Annotated in this window: 14 protein-coding genes and 1 pseudogene; 7 read left to right on the forward strand and 8 right to left on the reverse strand. The window is 72.5% G+C overall.

The window, feature by feature from the left end; genetic code table 11:
• The 4 genes from MB828_RS01795 to MB828_RS01810 all read left to right on the forward strand — a co-directional run bounded on the left by MB828_RS01795 (nucleotide 1) and on the right by MB828_RS01810 (nucleotide 4,339).
• Complete coding sequence (locus MB828_RS01795; protein ID WP_301646634.1) at nucleotides 1-1,206, forward strand: acyl-CoA dehydrogenase family protein; 1,206 nt, start codon at nucleotides 1-3, stop codon at nucleotides 1,204-1,206.
• Between the two features lie 169 nt (nucleotides 1,207-1,375).
• Nucleotides 1,376-2,032 carry a phosphatidylserine decarboxylase gene (locus MB828_RS01800; protein WP_301646635.1) on the forward strand — a complete coding sequence of 219 codons (657 nt, stop codon included), beginning with the start codon at nucleotides 1,376-1,378 and terminating at the stop codon, nucleotides 2,030-2,032.
• A gap of 22 nt (nucleotides 2,033-2,054) precedes the next feature.
• Nucleotides 2,055-2,879 carry a CDP-diacylglycerol--serine O-phosphatidyltransferase gene (gene pssA / locus MB828_RS01805; RefSeq protein WP_046730113.1) on the forward strand — a complete coding sequence of 275 codons (825 nt, stop codon included), beginning with the start codon at nucleotides 2,055-2,057 and terminating at the stop codon, nucleotides 2,877-2,879.
• Nucleotides 2,880-3,106: 227 nt separating this feature from the next.
• The gene (locus tag MB828_RS01810) at nucleotides 3,107-4,339 is read left to right on the forward strand and encodes an alpha/beta fold hydrolase (RefSeq protein ID WP_301646636.1); all 1,233 of its coding nucleotides are present in this window, start codon (nucleotides 3,107-3,109) and stop codon (nucleotides 4,337-4,339) included.
• A 10-nt stretch (nucleotides 4,340-4,349) separates the two neighbouring features.
• Here the strand turns inward: MB828_RS01810 and MB828_RS01815 are convergent, their stop codons facing one another.
• Nucleotides 4,350-5,468 carry a glycerate kinase gene (locus MB828_RS01815; RefSeq protein ID WP_301646689.1) on the reverse strand — a complete coding sequence of 373 codons (1,119 nt, stop codon included), beginning with the start codon at nucleotides 5,466-5,468 and terminating at the stop codon, nucleotides 4,350-4,352.
• A 237-nt stretch (nucleotides 5,469-5,705) separates the two neighbouring features.
• On the opposite strand from MB828_RS01815, the gene MB828_RS01820 reads away from it, so the two are divergent.
• Together MB828_RS01820 and MB828_RS01825 are read left to right on the forward strand one after the other, a co-directional pair.
• Nucleotides 5,706-6,200 (forward strand): NUDIX domain-containing protein, encoded by a 495-nt coding sequence (locus MB828_RS01820; RefSeq protein ID WP_133026263.1) that lies wholly within the window; start codon nucleotides 5,706-5,708, stop codon nucleotides 6,198-6,200.
• A gap of 79 nt (nucleotides 6,201-6,279) precedes the next feature.
• A pseudogene (locus tag MB828_RS01825) lies at nucleotides 6,280-7,007 on the forward strand (SIR2 family NAD-dependent protein deacylase).
• Here the strand turns inward: MB828_RS01825 and MB828_RS01830 are convergent.
• From MB828_RS01830 to MB828_RS01840, 3 genes are all read right to left on the reverse strand, one after another.
• Nucleotides 7,004-7,486, reverse strand: a complete 483-nt coding sequence (locus MB828_RS01830) for a methylated-DNA--[protein]-cysteine S-methyltransferase (RefSeq protein ID WP_301646637.1) — start codon at nucleotides 7,484-7,486, stop codon at nucleotides 7,004-7,006. The pseudogene MB828_RS01825 and the gene MB828_RS01830 overlap by 4 nt on opposite strands.
• Before the next feature lie 10 nt (nucleotides 7,487-7,496).
• Nucleotides 7,497-8,963, reverse strand: coding sequence for an AlkA N-terminal domain-containing protein (locus tag MB828_RS01835; RefSeq protein WP_301646690.1), 1,467 nt, complete (start codon nucleotides 8,961-8,963; stop codon nucleotides 7,497-7,499).
• Between the two features lie 93 nt (nucleotides 8,964-9,056).
• Nucleotides 9,057-9,944 (reverse strand): SDR family oxidoreductase, encoded by an 888-nt coding sequence (locus MB828_RS01840; RefSeq protein WP_301646638.1) that lies wholly within the window; start codon nucleotides 9,942-9,944, stop codon nucleotides 9,057-9,059.
• A 178-nt stretch (nucleotides 9,945-10,122) separates the two neighbouring features.
• Here MB828_RS01840 and MB828_RS01845 point away from each other — a divergent pair, with 178 nt between their 5' ends.
• A complete protein-coding gene (locus MB828_RS01845) occupies nucleotides 10,123-11,004 on the forward strand; it encodes a LysR family transcriptional regulator (protein ID WP_301646639.1) in 882 nt (293 codons plus the stop codon).
• Between the two features lie 76 nt (nucleotides 11,005-11,080).
• Here MB828_RS01845 and MB828_RS01850 read toward each other — a convergent pair whose 3' ends face one another.
• The 4 genes from MB828_RS01850 to MB828_RS01865 form a co-directional block, all read right to left on the reverse strand.
• On the reverse strand, nucleotides 11,081-11,509 hold the full coding sequence (locus tag MB828_RS01850) for a DUF7144 family membrane protein (protein ID WP_046730106.1): 429 nt from the start codon (nucleotides 11,507-11,509) through the stop codon (nucleotides 11,081-11,083).
• An 81-nt stretch (nucleotides 11,510-11,590) separates the two neighbouring features.
• The gene (locus MB828_RS01855; protein ID WP_133026268.1) at nucleotides 11,591-12,061 is read right to left on the reverse strand and encodes an SHOCT domain-containing protein; all 471 of its coding nucleotides are present in this window, start codon (nucleotides 12,059-12,061) and stop codon (nucleotides 11,591-11,593) included.
• Nucleotides 12,062-12,215: 154 nt separating this feature from the next.
• Nucleotides 12,216-12,413 (reverse strand): hypothetical protein, encoded by a 198-nt coding sequence (locus tag MB828_RS01860; protein WP_046730104.1) that lies wholly within the window; start codon nucleotides 12,411-12,413, stop codon nucleotides 12,216-12,218.
• 296 nt (nucleotides 12,414-12,709) lie between these two features.
• Entirely contained in the window at nucleotides 12,710-15,355 is a 2,646-nt protein-coding gene (locus MB828_RS01865) for a LuxR C-terminal-related transcriptional regulator (protein ID WP_301646691.1), read from the reverse strand.
• Between the last annotated feature and the right edge of the window lie 140 nt (nucleotides 15,356-15,495).

The following is a 15,495-nucleotide window of genomic DNA, read 5'->3' on the forward strand; positions in this document are numbered from 1 at the left end:
ATGGCCCGTCTCGCCCAGACCGCCGGTCTGACCGACGTCCAGCAGGAGATCCTCTCCACGGTCCGCGACTTCGTGGACAAGGAGATCATCCCCGTCGCCACCGAGCTGGAGCACCGCGACGAGTACCCGCAAGCGATCGTCGACGGTCTCAAGGAGCTCGGCCTGTTCGGCCTGATGATCCCCGAGGAGTACGGCGGCCTGGGCGAGTCCCTCCTGACGTACGCGCTGTGCGTCGAGGAGATCGCCCGCGGCTGGATGTCCGTCTCCGGGATCATCAACACGCACTTCATCGTGGCGTACATGCTCAAGCAGCACGGCACGCAGGAGCAGAAGGAGCACTTCCTGCCGCGGATGGCGGCCGGCGACATCCGGGGCGCGTTCTCGATGTCGGAGCCGGGTCTCGGCTCGGACGTCTCCGCCATCACCTCGAAGGCGGTGAAGGACGGCGAGGAGTACGTCCTGAACGGCCAGAAGATGTGGCTGACCAACGGCGGAACGTCCTCGCTGGTGGCGGTTCTCGTCCGGAGTGACGAAGGACACCCCGAGGGCACGGCGCCCCACAAGTCGATGACGACCTTCCTGGTCGAGAAGAAGCCCGGCTTCGGCGAGGTCCGCCCCGGCCTCACCATCCCGGGCAAGATCGACAAGATGGGCTACAAGGGCGTCGACACCACCGAGCTGATCATGGACGGACTGCGGATTCCGGCCGATCGGGTGCTCGGCGGGGTCACCGGCCGAGGTTTTTACCAAATGATGGACGGAGTCGAGGTCGGCCGGGTCAACGTGGCGGCTCGTGGCTGCGGTGTCGCCCAGCGCGCTTTCGAGCTCGGCGTGCAGTATGCCCAGCAGCGTCACACTTTCGGCAAGGCGATCGCCCAGCACCAGGCCATCCAGTTCAAGCTGGCGGAGATGGCTACCAAGGTCGAGGCCGCGCATGCCATGATGGTCAACGCCGCACGCAAAAAGGACTCCGGGGAACGAAACGACCTTGAGGCGGGAATGGCGAAGTACCTCGCCTCCGAGTACTGCAAGGAGGTCGTGGAAGATGCCTTCCGGATCCACGGCGGCTACGGCTTCTCCAAGGAGTACGAGATCGAACGTCTCTACCGCGAGGCGCCGATGCTGCTGATCGGCGAAGGCACCGCCGAGATCCAGAAAATGATCATCGGGCGGAGGTTGCTCGAAGAGTATCGATTCCAGGGCTGATTGTCCCGGTACGGGGTGTTTTCTTCGAGAAGAAGATCACACCCCGTCAACGGTCTTCGGCCGCCGACTCGGCTTCCTGGCTTGCCCAGTTGTGGCCCCCGACCGGTACGATCCCGGAAAGCCGCCGTCCCCGATCCCCGCGCGGCATCATCCGCTACGAAGGTCATCCATGCCCCACAGCCAAACCTCTGCACATCGAGACAGCCTGGCCGGCGTACGCCTCGCGCGCGGAGCATCGCCGTGGCTTCTCCCGACCGTCGCCACCGCAGCCGTCAGCCTCCTCCGCGCCCGTCGCTCCGGTGCCGCGAAGGCCGTCGCCGTGCCCGCCACCGCACTCGCGGCGGGCATGCTGTGGTTCTTCCGCGACCCCGAGCGTGAGATCGCCCAGGGCCGCGTCATCTCGCCCGCCGACGGTGTGGTGCAGAGCATCATGCCGTGGAAGGACGGCCGCACCCGCGTCGCGATCTTCATGAGCCCGCTCAACGTCCACGTCAACCGCGCGCCCCTGTCGGGCGAGGTGACGTCGGTCGAGCACATCCCCGGTGGCTTCGTTCCCGCCTTCAACAAGGAGAGCGAGAACAACGAGCGCGTAGTCTGGCATTTCGACACCGAACTCGGCGACATCGAGATGATCCAGATCGCCGGCGCGGTGGCCCGCCGTATCGTGCCCTACATCCCGCAGGGCACGAAGGTCGAGCAGGGCGACCGCATCGGTCTGATCCGCTTCGGCTCGCGCGTCGACATCTACCTGCCCGAGGGCGTGGAGGTCGCGGTCGAGGTCGGCCAGAAGACCGTGGCTGGGGTGACTCGCATTGACCGTGATTGATCCTGAGACCCAGGCGGGCTGGGTGCCCGAGGCCGACGAGATCGGCGACGACGAGGAGGAGATGCCACTCTCTCTCCGCCTCTCGATAGCGGACACCCTCACCCTGGGCAACGCCACGTGCGGCTTCATGGCGGTGTACTTCACCACCACCGGCATCCTGATCCCGCACCTCACCGGGGACGACCAGTCGGCGGGCATGGCGCGGCACAGCGCCGCCACCGCGGTCATCCTGATGCTCTGCGCGGCGATCTTCGACCTGTTCGACGGCCTGGTGGCGCGCAAGCTGCGGTCCTCCCCCATGGGCGCCGAGCTGGACAACCTCTCGGACCTGATCAGCTTCGGCCTGGCCCCGGCGTACTTCGTCCTCGTCTACGGCATGGTGGCGGACGACGCGTACCAGAAGGTGGCCGCGGTCGGAGCGGTCGTGGTGCTGCTGGCCGTGGTGCTGAGACTCGCGCGCTTCTCGTGCGTGACACCGCCGAACGGCATGTTCCAGGGCATGCCGTCGCCGTTCGGCGCGCTGACGGTCGTCTCGATCGTGCTCCTGGAGCTGCCGTTCTTCGCGACGCTGCTCGCGATCCTCGGCACGGCGTGGCTGATGGTGAGCCGGGTCGAGTACCCGAAGCCGCGGGGCCGCCTCGCGGTCGCGATGCTGTCCTGGATCGTGCTCGGCGTGGGCCTCCTGGCGGCCTGGGCGTTCGACGCCCCGGGCGGCCAGCTGCTCCTCCAGACCGGCTGCGCGCTGCAGCTGGTGACGGGTGCGGTGATCCCGCTGTTCGCCACGGCCCGCCGGGTGAACAACTTCCGCGACAACCGGCGCGAGGCACGGGCGACCCAGCTGCCCTGACGCCCCCGCACCACCGACGGGTGTGGCCCGAGCCGTACGGCTCGGGCCACACCCGTTTCCCGTTCAAGGGCGTACACCGTCGGCCCTTGACGACTCAACCACCGCTGTCCGGGGCCGAGTTGCGCGGGGCGCAACGGAGGAGGACGGTGGAATCGGGGTGAATTTTACGGGGATTTGTCCCCATTGGGGGATGGGGATTACTCCCTCTTTCCGATAGGAGGACAGCCATGGTTGCGCTCACGGTCAAAGACCACGCCGTCCCGCACCTCTCGACGATCCCGGTGAACGCCGGCGAGACGGTACAACTGTTCGTGCGCGAGTACCGGAAGAACGGCGGGCCCCAGCCCCCGCCCATCCTGATGCTCCATGGCCGCAGCGTGCCCGCGGTCGCGGGCTTCGACCTCGTGATCCCCGGTCCCGGCGGCTCCGACATCCGGTACAGCTGGGCGCAGCAACTGGCCCAGCACGGCTTCGACGTCTTCTTGATGGACCTGCAGGGCAGCGGGCGGACACCGCGGCCGGTGCCGATGGACCAACCCTGCAATGCCAACCCTGCCCAGCAGGAGTCGGTCCTCGTGCCCAACCCGCTCTCCGCCAAGTGCGCCCCGCCGTACGGGTCCCAGCTGGGGAACTCGGAGAGCGAGCAGGCGGAGGTCGACACGGTGGTCAAGTTCATCAAGGCCCAGACCGGCACGACCGGCCCGATCGACTTCGTCGGCTGGTCCGCCGGAGCGCTCGTGATGGGCCCCTACACCCTCCAGCACCCCGACAACGTCAAGAGCCTCTTCCTGCTGGCCCCGATCTTCCCGCCCGACGGCCGGTGGTCCGGCAACGCCGCGAACCCCTTCGGACGCCCGGCGGAGGCCGCCACACTGCCCATGTCCACGCCCGCCGTCCTGTTCGGCTTCCCGATGCACGTCGCCAGCAAGACCGGCTTCAAGATCGGCTGGGACAAGGAGCAGGCCAGCCCGCTCCAGCGGGAACCCGACATGGGTGACATCGTGTGGGACGCGATGATGGCCAACGACAGCCTGGGCAGCACCTGGGGGCCCGTCTCGTCGGGCGTCGCCGAAGGCGTCCTCCGGTACCGGAACACCTACTGGTGGGGCTGGAACAACCACACCGTCCCGCTCAAGGACGCCACGGGCAAGTACATCCTCGGCGACCGGGTGCCCGTGATGATCGTCTACGGCGACATGGACCGGACGGCCAACACCCCGCCGAGCCCACCGCTCCCGGCGATTCTGACCTTCTCCGTCCCGGCCCTGTACAAGGCGATCCCGGGACCCAAGAAGCTGATGTTCGAGCTGGCCGACGCGGGACACTCCATGGTCTGGGAACGTCCCGCCAGGGTCGTCCACCACATGTCCATGCAGTGGTTCGACAAGCACCGGGTGGAGGACCAGACCAGCGGCAGCTTCTACCGGGACGACGACGGGCTGCTGACCCCGCTGGACTGACCCGCCGGACTCAGGTCAGAAAGTCCCGTGCGATCTGTTCCGCCACGCGTTCCAGGATCGGGCCGGCGTCGGCGATGCACTTCACCACGTCCGGCTCGACCTCGGTCAGCGGGTAGGCGCGGCGGATCCCGGCCCGGCCGAGTGCCTGCGGGGGCAGCGTGAGGCGGCCGCACACCGCGACGACCTCCTTGTCGGCGGCGCGGGCGGCGGCCGCCACTCCGGCCGGCGCCTTCCCGTGCAGCGTCTGCTCGTCCAGCGAGCCCTCGCCGGTGATGACGAGCGTCGCTCCCGCGAGCGCCGGCGCGAAGCCCAGCACGTCGAGCATGACCTCGATGCCGGCCCGGAACCGCGCGCCGAGCAGCAGCGCGCCGTAGCCGATGCCGCCGGCCGCACCGGCACCCGGCGCGACCGCGTACTCGGCGGCACGCGGGCCGACCTCGGTCTCCAGGACCTTCGCGTAGTTGGCCAGCGCGGCGTCGAGCAGCTCCACGTCGTCCGGCGAGGCACCCTTCTGCGGCCCGTACACCGCGGGTGCGCCCTTCGGGCCGGTCAGCGGGTTGTCGACGTCGCTGGCGAGGACCAGGTCGACGGCGGCGAGCCGCGGGTCCAGCCCGGACAGGTCCGCGCGGGCCAGCCCGGCGAGGGCACCGCCGCCCGGCGGCACCGGTTCGCCGTCCTCGTCCAAGAAGCGCGCGCCGAGCGCGGACAGCATCCCGGCGCCGCCGTCCGTCGTGGCACTGCCGCCGACGCCGAAGACGATCGTGCGGGCACCCGCGTCCAGCGCGGCCCGCAGCAGCTCGCCGGAGCCGTAGGTGGAGGCGGTGAGGGGCGCGAAGACCCCGCGGGGCAGCCGCTGCAGTCCGCTGGCCTCCGCCATCTCCACGACCGCGGTGTCGCCGCGCAGCGCGAACGCGGCGGTGACCTCCTGCCCCAGCGGCCCGGCGACCAGCCGCTCGTGCCGTTCGAAACCGGCCGCGACGGCCGCGGCCACGGTGCCGTCCCCGCCGTCGGCGACGGGCAGTGCCGCCACGTCGAGGCCGGGCACGACCCGCCGCAGTCCCGCCGTGACCCGCTCGGCGACCTGTACGGCCGTCAGCGAGCCCTTGAACTTGTCCGCGGCGATGAGCACGCGCTGTGTCACCTGTATCCCCTTGCTCTCCGGGCCTCGCGCACGTCAAGGCCAGTCGCGCCGCTGCGACCTTAACCGGAGGACGCCCTCCCCGTCATGCCCCGTCCGAAGCCTGGGAGGCGGCTGGGAGCCGTCTGGGAAAGCACGGGGAGTGCACGCCGGGAAGTCCCGCGGCCCGGCGGGCGACGGACCGGATCGGCGGCCTGCCGGCGGGTCCGCCCTGGTTACCCTTCCTGGGTGACCACCACCGACTCGTACGCCGCGTACATCGCGAGCCTCCCCCGGGTCCTCGCCGGGGCCGCCGCGCTCTTCCGGGACACCGAGGGCCGGGTGCTGCTCGTGGAGCCCAACTACCGGGAGGGCTGGGCGCTGCCGGGCGGCACCGTCGAGTCCGACGACGGCGAGACCCCGCGCCAGGGTGCCCGCCGGGAGACGCTGGAGGAGATCGGCCTGGACCGGCCGATGGGCAGGCTGCTGACGGTGGACTGGGTGCACGGCACGGACCGGCCGCCGGTCGTGGCGTACGTGTACGACGGCGGCGTCCTCACCGAAGCCGACCTGGCGGCGATCACCCTCCAGGAGGAGGAACTGCTGTCCTGGCGGCTGGTCCCCCGCGAGCGGATCCCCGACCATCTGGCCGGCGCCCTCGGCCGCCGGGTGCTGATCGCACTGGACGCCGTCACGGACGGCTCAGGGCCGGTGGAGCTGGAGAACGGTCACCCGGTCGGGTGAATTCCGGCCCCGGGGCCGGCGGTCGTCCCCGCGGATATCCGCTCGCAGCCGCCGGCCACCCCGCCCTACCCTCGACCACATGACCAAGCCCCTCGTCGCCGTCCTCAGCGGCGCCGGCGTCTCGACCGATTCCGGGATCCCCGACTACCGCGGTCCGAACGGGCTGTGGCGGAAAGATCCCGGGCCGAGAAGCTCGTGACGTACGAGTACTACATGGGGGATCCCGAGATCCGGCGCCGGTCCTGGGAGATGCGGCTCAGGACCGGGGCGCTGCGGGCCGAGCCGAACGCGGCGCATCTGGCCGTCGCCGAGCTGGAGAGGTCGGGGACGCCGGTACGGGTCATCACGCAGAACGTGGACGGGCTGCACCAGCTCGCGGGGATGCCCGCCCGCAAGGTCCTCGAACTGCACGGTTCGGCGCGCGCGGTGGTGTGCACGGAGTGTAGTGCCCGGGGTCCGATGGCGGACGCGCTCGCCCGGGTCGAGGCCGGTGAGGCGGACCCGCCGTGCCTGGAGTGCGGGGGCGTCCTGAAGCCGGCGACCGTGATGTTCGGCGAACGCCTCGACCCGGTCGTCCTCGGTGACGCGCTCGCCGTCAGCAAGGCCTGCACGGTGTTCGTCGCGGTGGGCAGCAGCCTCCAGGTGCAGCCGGCCGCCGGGCTCGCGGGCGTCGCCGCCGACCACGGCGCCCGGCTGGTCATCGTCAACGCCGAACCGACGCCGTACGACGACCGGGCCGACGAGATCGTGCGGGAGCCGATCGGCGCGGCGCTGCCGAAGCTGCTCGCGGAGTTGCGGGGCGGCTAGAAGAGACCCGCGCCCCGTTCGAAGTCCAGCAGGCGCTGCTTGCGGGGCAGGCCGCCGCCGTAGCCGGTGAGGTTGCCGTTGGCGCCGATCACGCGGTGGCAGGGGACGATGATGCCGACGGGGTTGCGGCCGTTGGCGAGGCCGACCGCACGGGAGGCCCGGGGGCTGCCGAGGGCGTCGGCGAGTTCGCCGTAGCTGCGGGTCTCGCCGTACGGGATCCGGGTCAGCTGGTCCCAGACGCTCCGCTGGAACGGGGTTCCGTTCAGCCGGAGTTCGAGGGTGAACTCCTTCAACTCGCCCGCGAAGTAGGCCGTGAGCTGTTCCTCGGCCTCGGCGAAGAGGTCGTCGTCGCGGTCGCCGAAGGTCTCCTCGGGCGGGCGGTGGCGCTGGTCCTCCATGTAGAGGCCGCACAGGGCGCCGTCCTCGGCGACCAGGGTGAGAGGGCCGTAGGGGCTGTCGGTGACGGTGTGGTTCTTCACGGCAGGGTCCTTACACGGGAAGGAAGTTGATGGGGTGGCTGTCGGTCGCCCACAGGTACTGGACGGCGTAGGCCCGCCAGGGGCGCCAGGCCGCGGCGCGGGCAGTGAGGGCAGCCGGGGTGCCGGGCAGGCCGAGCTCCTGGGCGGCACGGCGGATGCCGAGGTCGGTGGGGAGGAAGGCGTCGGGGTCGCCGAGGGCCCGCATGGCGATGACGTCGACGGTCCAGGGGCCGAAGCCGGGGAGGGAGAGGAGCCTGGCGCGGGCCTCCGCCCAGTCGCTCTCCACCCCCAGGTGGAGGGAGCCGTCGGCCAGCTGGGCGACGAGCGTGGTGAAGGTGGTGCGGCGGGTGCGCGGCATCGCCAGTGACTCGGGGGGCACCTCGGCGAGGGCCTCGGGGGACGGGAAGAGGTGGGTCAGACCGCCCTCGGGGTCGTCGACGGGAGTGCCGTGGGCCGTCACCAGACGGGCCGCGTGGGTGCGGGCGGCGGCGGTGGAGACCTGTTGGCCGAGCACGGCCCGGACCGCGAACTCGGCCTCGTCGACCGTGCGCGGCACCCGCCGTCCCGGCGCCTTGTCCACCAGCGGGGCCAGGACCGGGTCCGAGCGCAACTGGTCGTCCACGGCGACCGGGTCGGCGTCCAGGTCGAGCAGCCGACGGCAGCGGCTGATGGCGACGGGCAGGTCCCGCAGGTCGCTGAGGGTGAGCCGGCAGGCGATGTGGTCGGGTCCCGGAGTGAGGGCGGCGATGCCGTGGCCGTAGGGCAGCCGCAGGGTCCGCCGGTAGGCGCCGTCCCGCCACTCCTCGACGCCGGGCACCGCGGTGGCCGCGAGGTGGCCGAAGAGGTTGTCGGGGTTGAGGGGGGCGCGGAACGGGAGGCGGAGGGTGAGCGTGCCGGGGGCCAGCTGGGCCGACTTGGGGCGGCGGTCGCGCAGTTCGGTCGGGGAGAGCGCGAAGACCTCGCGGACGGTGTCGTTGAAGGTGCGGATCGAGGAGAAGCCGGCCGCGAAGGCGATCTCCGCCATCGGCAGGGCGGTCGTCTCGATCAACAAACGTGCGGTCTGGGCGCGTTGGGCGCGGGCCAGGGCCAGCGGGCCGGCGCCGAGTTCGGCGAGCAGCTGGCGTTCCACCTGCCGGGGGCTGTAGCCGAGGCGGGTGGCGAGGCCGGGCACGCCCTCGCGGTCGACGACCCCGTCGGCGATCAGCCGCATGGCACGGGCGACCAGGTCGGCGCGCTGGTTCCACTCCGGGGAGCCGGGGCTGGTGTCGGGGCGGCAGCGCTTGCAGGCCCGGAAACCGGCCTGCTGGCAGGCCGCGGCGCTCGGGTAGAACGTCATGTTCGCGGGCTTGGGCGGTACCACCGGACAGCTGGGCCGGCAGTAGATCCGGGTGGTCAGGACTGCGGTGAAGAACCAGCCGTCGAACCGCGCGTCCTTCGACTGCACGGCCCGTACGCAGTGCTCACGGTCGAGGTGCATCCCTTTCTGCATGCGTCCAGCATCGACCACGGCGGTGGCCGATGCTGGCGGGAATCCGACACGAAGGTGGGCTGACCTCGGACCGCGGGAGACTCAGAAGTAGTGGTCCTGGTCGAGGTCGGCGAGGAGTCCCGGCTGCTCGGGGTGCCAGTCGTAGCGCTGCCTGGTGGCGGCGGCGGACGTCGGGTTGTCGTTGCCGACGAAGCGCCCGAGCCACCCGAAGTGGCCGGCCGCTTCCGCCCGCGGCAGGGACACCACCGGCACCGCGAGGCGGCGCCCGATGACCTCGGCGATGTCACGGAGCCGTACGCCCTCCTCGGCGACCGCGTGCAGCACGGCACCGGCCGGGGCCGCCTCCAGGGCCCGGCGGTAGAGCGCGGCGGCGTCGAGGCGGTGCACGGAGGACCAGCGGTCGGCCCCCTCGTCGAGGTAGGCGGCGACGCCCTTGTCCCGGGCGATGCCGATGAGCGCCGGAAGGAACGCGTGGTCGCCCGCCCCGTGTACCGAGGGCAGCCGGACCGCGCTCACCCGGACCCCGCGGCCGGCCAGGGCCAGGGCGGCCCGCTCCGGCTCGGCGCGGTGCGCGCCGGGCGCGGCGGGGTCGGGTCCGTCGGTCTCGGTGCCGACGCGGCCGGGGGTGAGCAGGCCGGTCACGGAGCTGATGACGAGGGGGCGGCCGGAGCCGGCGAGGGCGTCGCCGAAGGCGGCCAGGGCGGCGAGTTCGGTGCGCAGGGCGCCGTGCGGGTCGGAGAAGTCGTGGTTGAAGCCGGTGTGGACCACCCCGTCCGCCCCGGCGGCCGCGGTCCGCAGCCCGTCGACGTCGTCCAGGTCGCCGCGGTACGCCTGCGCCCCCGCCTCCTTCAGGGCCGTCTCGGCCGCGTCCGAGCGGGCCAGGCCGAGCACCCGGTGCCCGGCGCCGAGCAGTTCGCGGACGACCGCGCTGCCGATGAAACCGGTGGCGCCGGTGACGAACACACGCATGACACATCACCTCAGGGAGAGTGGATCTGCTGGGATGTAGTCAGCGTGCGCCCGGCGCCGGTGCCGGGTCCAAGACCTGTTCCGCATCCGGTCATGACCGTCCGGTCATGACCACAGCTCACAGCGGCCTAGCCGCTGCTCACGGCAGGCCGCACCGGGGCGGAGGTAGAGTCGCGGGGTGCCCGACTCCCCCGTACCGCCGGTGGACCTGGAGCTGCGCCTGGTGCGCTACTTCACCGTCGTCGCCGAGGAACTGCACTTCGGTCGCGCGGCCGACGCGCTGCATCTCGCGCAGCCCTCGCTGAGCCGTCAGATCCGGCGCCTGGAGCGGCAGTTGGGGGCGCCGCTGCTGGAGCGCGGCCCGCGCGGGACGCGGCTCACCGGGGCCGGGGAGGTCTTCCTGCCACAGGCGCGGGAGCTGCTGCGGACCGCGGGCCGGGCCGCCGCGAGCGCCCGGTCGGCCGCCGGGCAGGGTCCGTACACCGTCGGGTTCACCACGCACACGATCGTCACCCCGGCCGTCCGCGAGCTGCGCCACCGGCATCCGGAGGCCGACGTCCGCGCCCAGCACCTCGACTGGAACGACCCGCGTGAAGCGCTCCTGGACCACCGGGTCGACGTGGTGGTGACCCGGTTCCTGTTCGCCGCCGACGGCCTGGACGTCACGGTCCTCCACGACGAGCCACGGGTCCTGCTGGTGCCGCTCGGGCACCGGCTGGCGGGCAGGGAGTCGGTCACCCTCGCGGACTTCTCGGACGAGCCGCTCCCCCGCTTCAGCGGCGCGGACCGGATCGGGGCGAATCCCGCCGGCCACGCCTGTCAGGGTCCCGTGGTGGAGACCCTGGAGGACAAGCTGGAGCTGGTCGCGAGCGGTGAGGTGGTGTCCCTGGCGCCGGCCGGTTTCGCGGGCCACCTGCGGCCGGACATCACCGCCGTCCCGGTCGAGGACGCGAACCCCCTCCAGGTGGTCCTCGCCGCCCGGGCCGGCCACCGCCATCCGCTGTTCCCGGCGTTCCACCGCGCGGCCCGGACCCACCTGATCCCCGTCGGCGCCGCCTGAGGGCCTGCCGCGGCTGACGCGACAGGCCCCTCGGGCGGCGCCGACGGAGAGGGCCGCGGCCCTCGTGTCCGGGCCGTCAGGCGGTGTCCGCGGAGTCGTCGCTCCGCACCACGCACAGTGCCCAGATGATGAACCCGGACAGCGCGATCATCACCACGGACCACACCGGGTAGTACGGCAGGGACAGGAAGTTGGCGATGATCACCAGCGCGGCGATGGCCACACCGGCGCCGCGGGCCCACGCGGCGGGCTGGAAGAGGCCGATGCTGACGACCACGGCAATCACACCCAGGACCAGGTGGATCCAGCCCCAGCTGGTGAGGTCGAACTTGAACACGTAGTTGGGCGTCGTCACGAAGACGTCGTCCTGTGCGATCGCCATGATGCCCCTGAACACCGCGAGCAGGCCGGCGATCATAAGCATGACGGCGGAGAAGGCCGTCAGTCCGCCGGCCCACTGCATCTTGGCGGTGTGCGGGTGGTGCGCGGGATGTGTCGCGGTCATGCGCCTGCCTCGATTCGTTCTCTGTTCTCGTCGGTCTCTGTTCTCGTCGTTCTCTGTTCTCGTCGGTCTCTCGTCGTGTGCTCAGCGCCCGTGGGTGGTGGGCACCGCGGTGGGCTGCTGGGCCGGCCCGGCGTCGCTCAGGACCAGTGCCTTGGCCCTGCGGAACTCCTCGTCCGAGATGTCGCCGCGGGACTTCATCTCGGAGAGCCTGGCCAGTTCGTCGACGCTGCTGGTCCCGGCGGGGGCGCCCTGGGCGGTCTGCCGGATGTAGGACTCGAACGCCTTCTGCTGGTCGCGGGCCTGGGAGATCTCGCGCTGCCCCATGCCCTTGCCACGGGCGATCACGTAGACGAGGACGCCCAGGAAGGGGACCACGATGCAGAGGGCCAGCCAGCCGGCCTTGGCCCAGCCGCCCATCGAGTCGTCGCGGAAGATGTCCACGATGACCCGGAACAGCAGGACGAGCCACATGATCCACAGGAAGAGCCACAGCATGGTCCAGAAGGCGCTCAGCAGCGGATAGTCGTACGCGAGGTAGGTCTGTGCGCTCATTTGTGTCCTCCGTCCACGGCACCGGCCGGTCGGCCGCGCTCTGCGGTTTCAGGGTGCGCACGGTGGACGCCGGGGTTCCTCACCCTGTGCGGGTGATCGTGCGCCGCCCGGCGCGGCCCGGAGCGGTCTCCCGCACCGTGGCCGCCGCGCCCGGTCACTCCGGGCGCCGTCGCATCTCCACGACCCGCAGCCCGAGTGACAGGCAGCGGTTCAGCAGGCCGTACAGCTGTGCCTCGTCGATGACGGGACCGAACAGGACCGTCTGGCCGGACATCGTGACGTGTTCCATCTCCGGGAAGGCCTGGGTCAGCGTCTCCGACATGGCCCCTTCGACGCGGATCTCGTAGTGCATGAGCCGTCTCCCGCCGCGGTGTGCTGCGGTCTGTCCCGTGATCCTGCGCCCGCGGCGCCACCGTCTGCCTCACCCGGCGCAGGTGATCCGGGCACGGCCTCCGGTCCGCGCCCGAGGCGTCACCCGGATCGCGGGCGCCGGATCGCGGGCGCCGGATCGCGGGCGCCGGATCGCGGGCGCCGGATCGCGGGCGCCAGGTCACGAGCGCCGGTTCACGAGCGCCAGGTCACGAGCGCCGGTTCACGAGCGCCGGGTCACGAGCGCCGGTCCACGAGCGCCGGGTCACAGCGGCCCGGTCACAGCAGTCCGCGTTCGCGGGCCCGGCGCACCGCGTCGCCGCGCCGGCCCACGCCGAGTTTCCGGTAGACGCTCTTGAGGTGCGTCTTCACGGTGTTCACGGAGACGTACAGGTCGGCGGCGATCTCCTGGGTCGACATCAGCTGCGCCAGTCTGCTCAGCACCTCGCGCTCCCGTCCGCTGAGCTCCTCCACGAGCAGCGACGGGGGTTCGGTGACCGCGTCCGCGCCGTCACCGTCGCGGTAGAGCCAGCCGGCGGCCAGACCGTGCAGCTGCGGGGTGTCCAGGAGCCGCCGGATCCGCGGCCCAGCGTCCAGGAACGGGCGCCGCAGCCGGTTCCGGCGGCCCTCCAGGAGCGCCTTGGCGAGCAGTCTGCGGGCGGTGTCGGCGTCCCCCGACTCGGCCGCGGCGCGGGCACAGACCAGGGTGGCCCGCACCGTCGTGCCGGGACCGGCCACGCCCTCCGCGCACAGCCGGCCGGCCGTCTCCACGGCCTCCGCGCGCCGCCCGGCGGCGAGCCGTGCCCACGCCAGGTCCGCCGCGCCCAGGGACCCGACGGGGCCGGGGATGTCGTCGAGCAGCGCGGCGGCCGCCTCCGGACGGCCCTCGGCGAGCCGCGCGGCCGAGGCGGCCAGGGCCGCACCGGCCCGCACCCAGGGTGCCGCGACCAGCGCCGGCACGGCCGGATCGGCCGCCTCCGCGGCGGCCTCCGGGTCGCCGAGCGCCGTCAGCAGCCGGGCGGTCGTCAGGGCCCGGCACCCCTCGGTCACCGGGTCGGGCACCCCGCTGCCGGGGCCGGACTCGGCGGCCTCGTCCAGCAGGACCCGGGCCTGCTCCAGCTCGTCGCGGTCGACGGCCACGGCGGCCAGCACCAGCTGCCCGAGTCCGGCGCCGGGGAACGGATGTCCGCCGCAGTTCCGGGTCGCCGCCGTCGCGGCCAGGGCCTGGCTCTCCGCCCGGTCGAGGCGGCCGTCGAAGTAGTCGAGCAGCGCCAGGTGCCCGAGGGCGTCCTCCCGGGGCAGTTCCGTCGCGGCGTCGGCGGGCAGGCCGGCCACCTCGGTCAGGGCGGCGCGGGCGGCCTCGAAGTGCCCGGCCCACACCCGGGCCGAACCCAGGTGGGTGAGGAGCAGCGCGGTGAGTTCGGGGTGCCGCGCCAGGTCGTGGGCGGGCACCTCGCGGCGCAGCCGCACGGCCGTGGCCATCGCCCGCTCCGCCCGGCCGGGGGCGCCGGTCAGCCGGGCCGCCAGGGACTCCAGGAGCACCCGGCTCAGCCGGCTCGCCGCGGCGGATCCGCCCGTGTCCGGGTCCTCCTCGACGTGGCCGAGGTGGGTGAGGCCGCGGTCGAGGTCGCGCCCGGACAGTTCACGGGCCGCCCGCACCAGGTCCACCGCGGAGCCGGTGGCCTCCGTGCCCATCCCGTCGAACAGTTCGGTCAGGTCGTCGGCGCGCGGCGGCCCGGTGAGGAGCCGGCCGATCGCCAGGTCGTCGACGACGGCACCGGCGGTGAACTCCCAGTCGGCCGCCGCCGCGCCGTGCGCCAGCGCCTCGGGCACCGCGCCGTGGGTCCGCAGCCAGCAGGCGGCACGCCGGTGCAGCTCCGGTTCGCGTTCCGGGGAACGCACCCGCATGTGGACCCGCAGGATCTCCCCGAACAGCGGGTGCAGCCGGTACCAGGAGTGCCCGAGGTACTCGACGAACGCGTTCTGGCGGCAGAGCCCGGCCAGCCGCGGCCCGGCACCGGGCCGGCCCGTCAGCGACTCCGCGAGTTCGGGGCAGAACCGGTCCAGGACGCTGACGCACAGCAGCAGGTTCTCCGTGTCGGGGGGCTGCCGGTTGAGCACCTCGGCGAGGAGGAAGTCGGCGATGACGCTGTGCCCGGCCTCGAACTCCTTCAGGTACGTCTCCGGGTCCGCGTCCTGCCGGGCCGCCAGGGCGCTCAGCTGGAGTCCGGCCGCCCAGCCGCGGGTGCGCTCCACCAGGGCGCGCGCGGCCTGGGCGGGCAGCAGCAGGCCGTGCCGGGCCAGCAGGTCGGCGGCCTCCTCGGGGGTGAAGGCCAGTTCGTCGTTCCTGATCTCGGTCATGGCACCGGCCGCCCGGTAGCGGTGCAGGGGCAGCAGGGGTTCGGTCCGGGTGACGAGGATCAGCCGCAGTCCCTGCCCGGCGTGGTGCAGGACGAACTCCAGCTGCTCGGCCGTCTCCGGGTCGGACAGCCGGTCGAACTCGTCGAGGACGAGCATCGCGGGCCGGCCGAGTCCGTTGAGCTCGTCGGCCAGCCGGCCCAGCAGCCGGTGGCCGACCATGCCGACGTGGCCGGCGCCGCCGATGCCGGCGGGCAGCGGGGTCCCGGCGGAGCGCAGGGCCTGAAGCACATGGGCCCAGAACACGCCGGGCCGCTGGTCGCCCGCCTCGTTGGTGAGCCAGGCGACCGGTTGTCCGAGCCCGGCCGCCCAGTCCGCGACCAGGAGGGTCTTGCCCGCGCCGGCCGCGCCGTTGACCATGGTCAGCGGGGTGTCCAGGGCCTGGCCGAGGTGCGCGGTCAGCCGGGGCCTGCGGACGAAGGTGGCGGGCCTGGCCGGTGCGGCGAACCTGGTGCGCAGAAACGGCTCCCCCGGCGGACCGGCGTACCCGAAGGACCGACTCCCGATGCTCTCGTCCCTCTTGGCGCTGGCGTCCTTCTCGGTGCTGTCGTCCTTCTCGGTGCTGTCGTCCCTCTGGGTGCTGTCGTCCCTTTGAGTGCTGTAGTCCCTCTGGGTGCTGTAGTCCCTCTGGGTGCTGTAGTCCCTCT

The sequence above is a fragment of the Streptomyces arenae genome (genome assembly GCF_022343545.1).
GTDB lineage: Bacteria > Actinomycetota > Actinomycetes > Streptomycetales > Streptomycetaceae > Streptomyces > Streptomyces humi.

What these genes read in the sequence shown, in the direction of transcription:
- MB828_RS01795 (WP_301646634.1), top strand. Translation starts at nt 1, where the DNA reads ATGGCCCGTCTCGCCCAGACCGCCGGTCTGACCGACGTCCAGCAGGAG.
- MB828_RS01800 (WP_301646635.1), top strand. Translation starts at nt 1,376, where the DNA reads ATGCCCCACAGCCAAACCTCTGCACATCGAGACAGCCTGGCCGGCGTA.
- MB828_RS01810 (WP_301646636.1), top strand. Translation starts at nt 3,107, where the DNA reads ATGGTTGCGCTCACGGTCAAAGACCACGCCGTCCCGCACCTCTCGACG.
- MB828_RS01835 (WP_301646690.1), bottom strand. Translation starts at nt 8,963, where the DNA reads ATGCACCTCGACCGTGAGCACTGCGTACGGGCCGTGCAGTCGAAGGAC.
- MB828_RS01840 (WP_301646638.1), bottom strand. Translation starts at nt 9,944, where the DNA reads ATGCGTGTGTTCGTCACCGGCGCCACCGGTTTCATCGGCAGCGCGGTC.
- MB828_RS01850 (WP_046730106.1), bottom strand. Translation starts at nt 11,509, where the DNA reads ATGACCGCGACACATCCCGCGCACCACCCGCACACCGCCAAGATGCAG.
- MB828_RS01855 (WP_133026268.1), bottom strand. Translation starts at nt 12,061, where the DNA reads ATGAGCGCACAGACCTACCTCGCGTACGACTATCCGCTGCTGAGCGCC.
- MB828_RS01860 (WP_046730104.1), bottom strand. Translation starts at nt 12,413, where the DNA reads ATGCACTACGAGATCCGCGTCGAAGGGGCCATGTCGGAGACGCTGACC.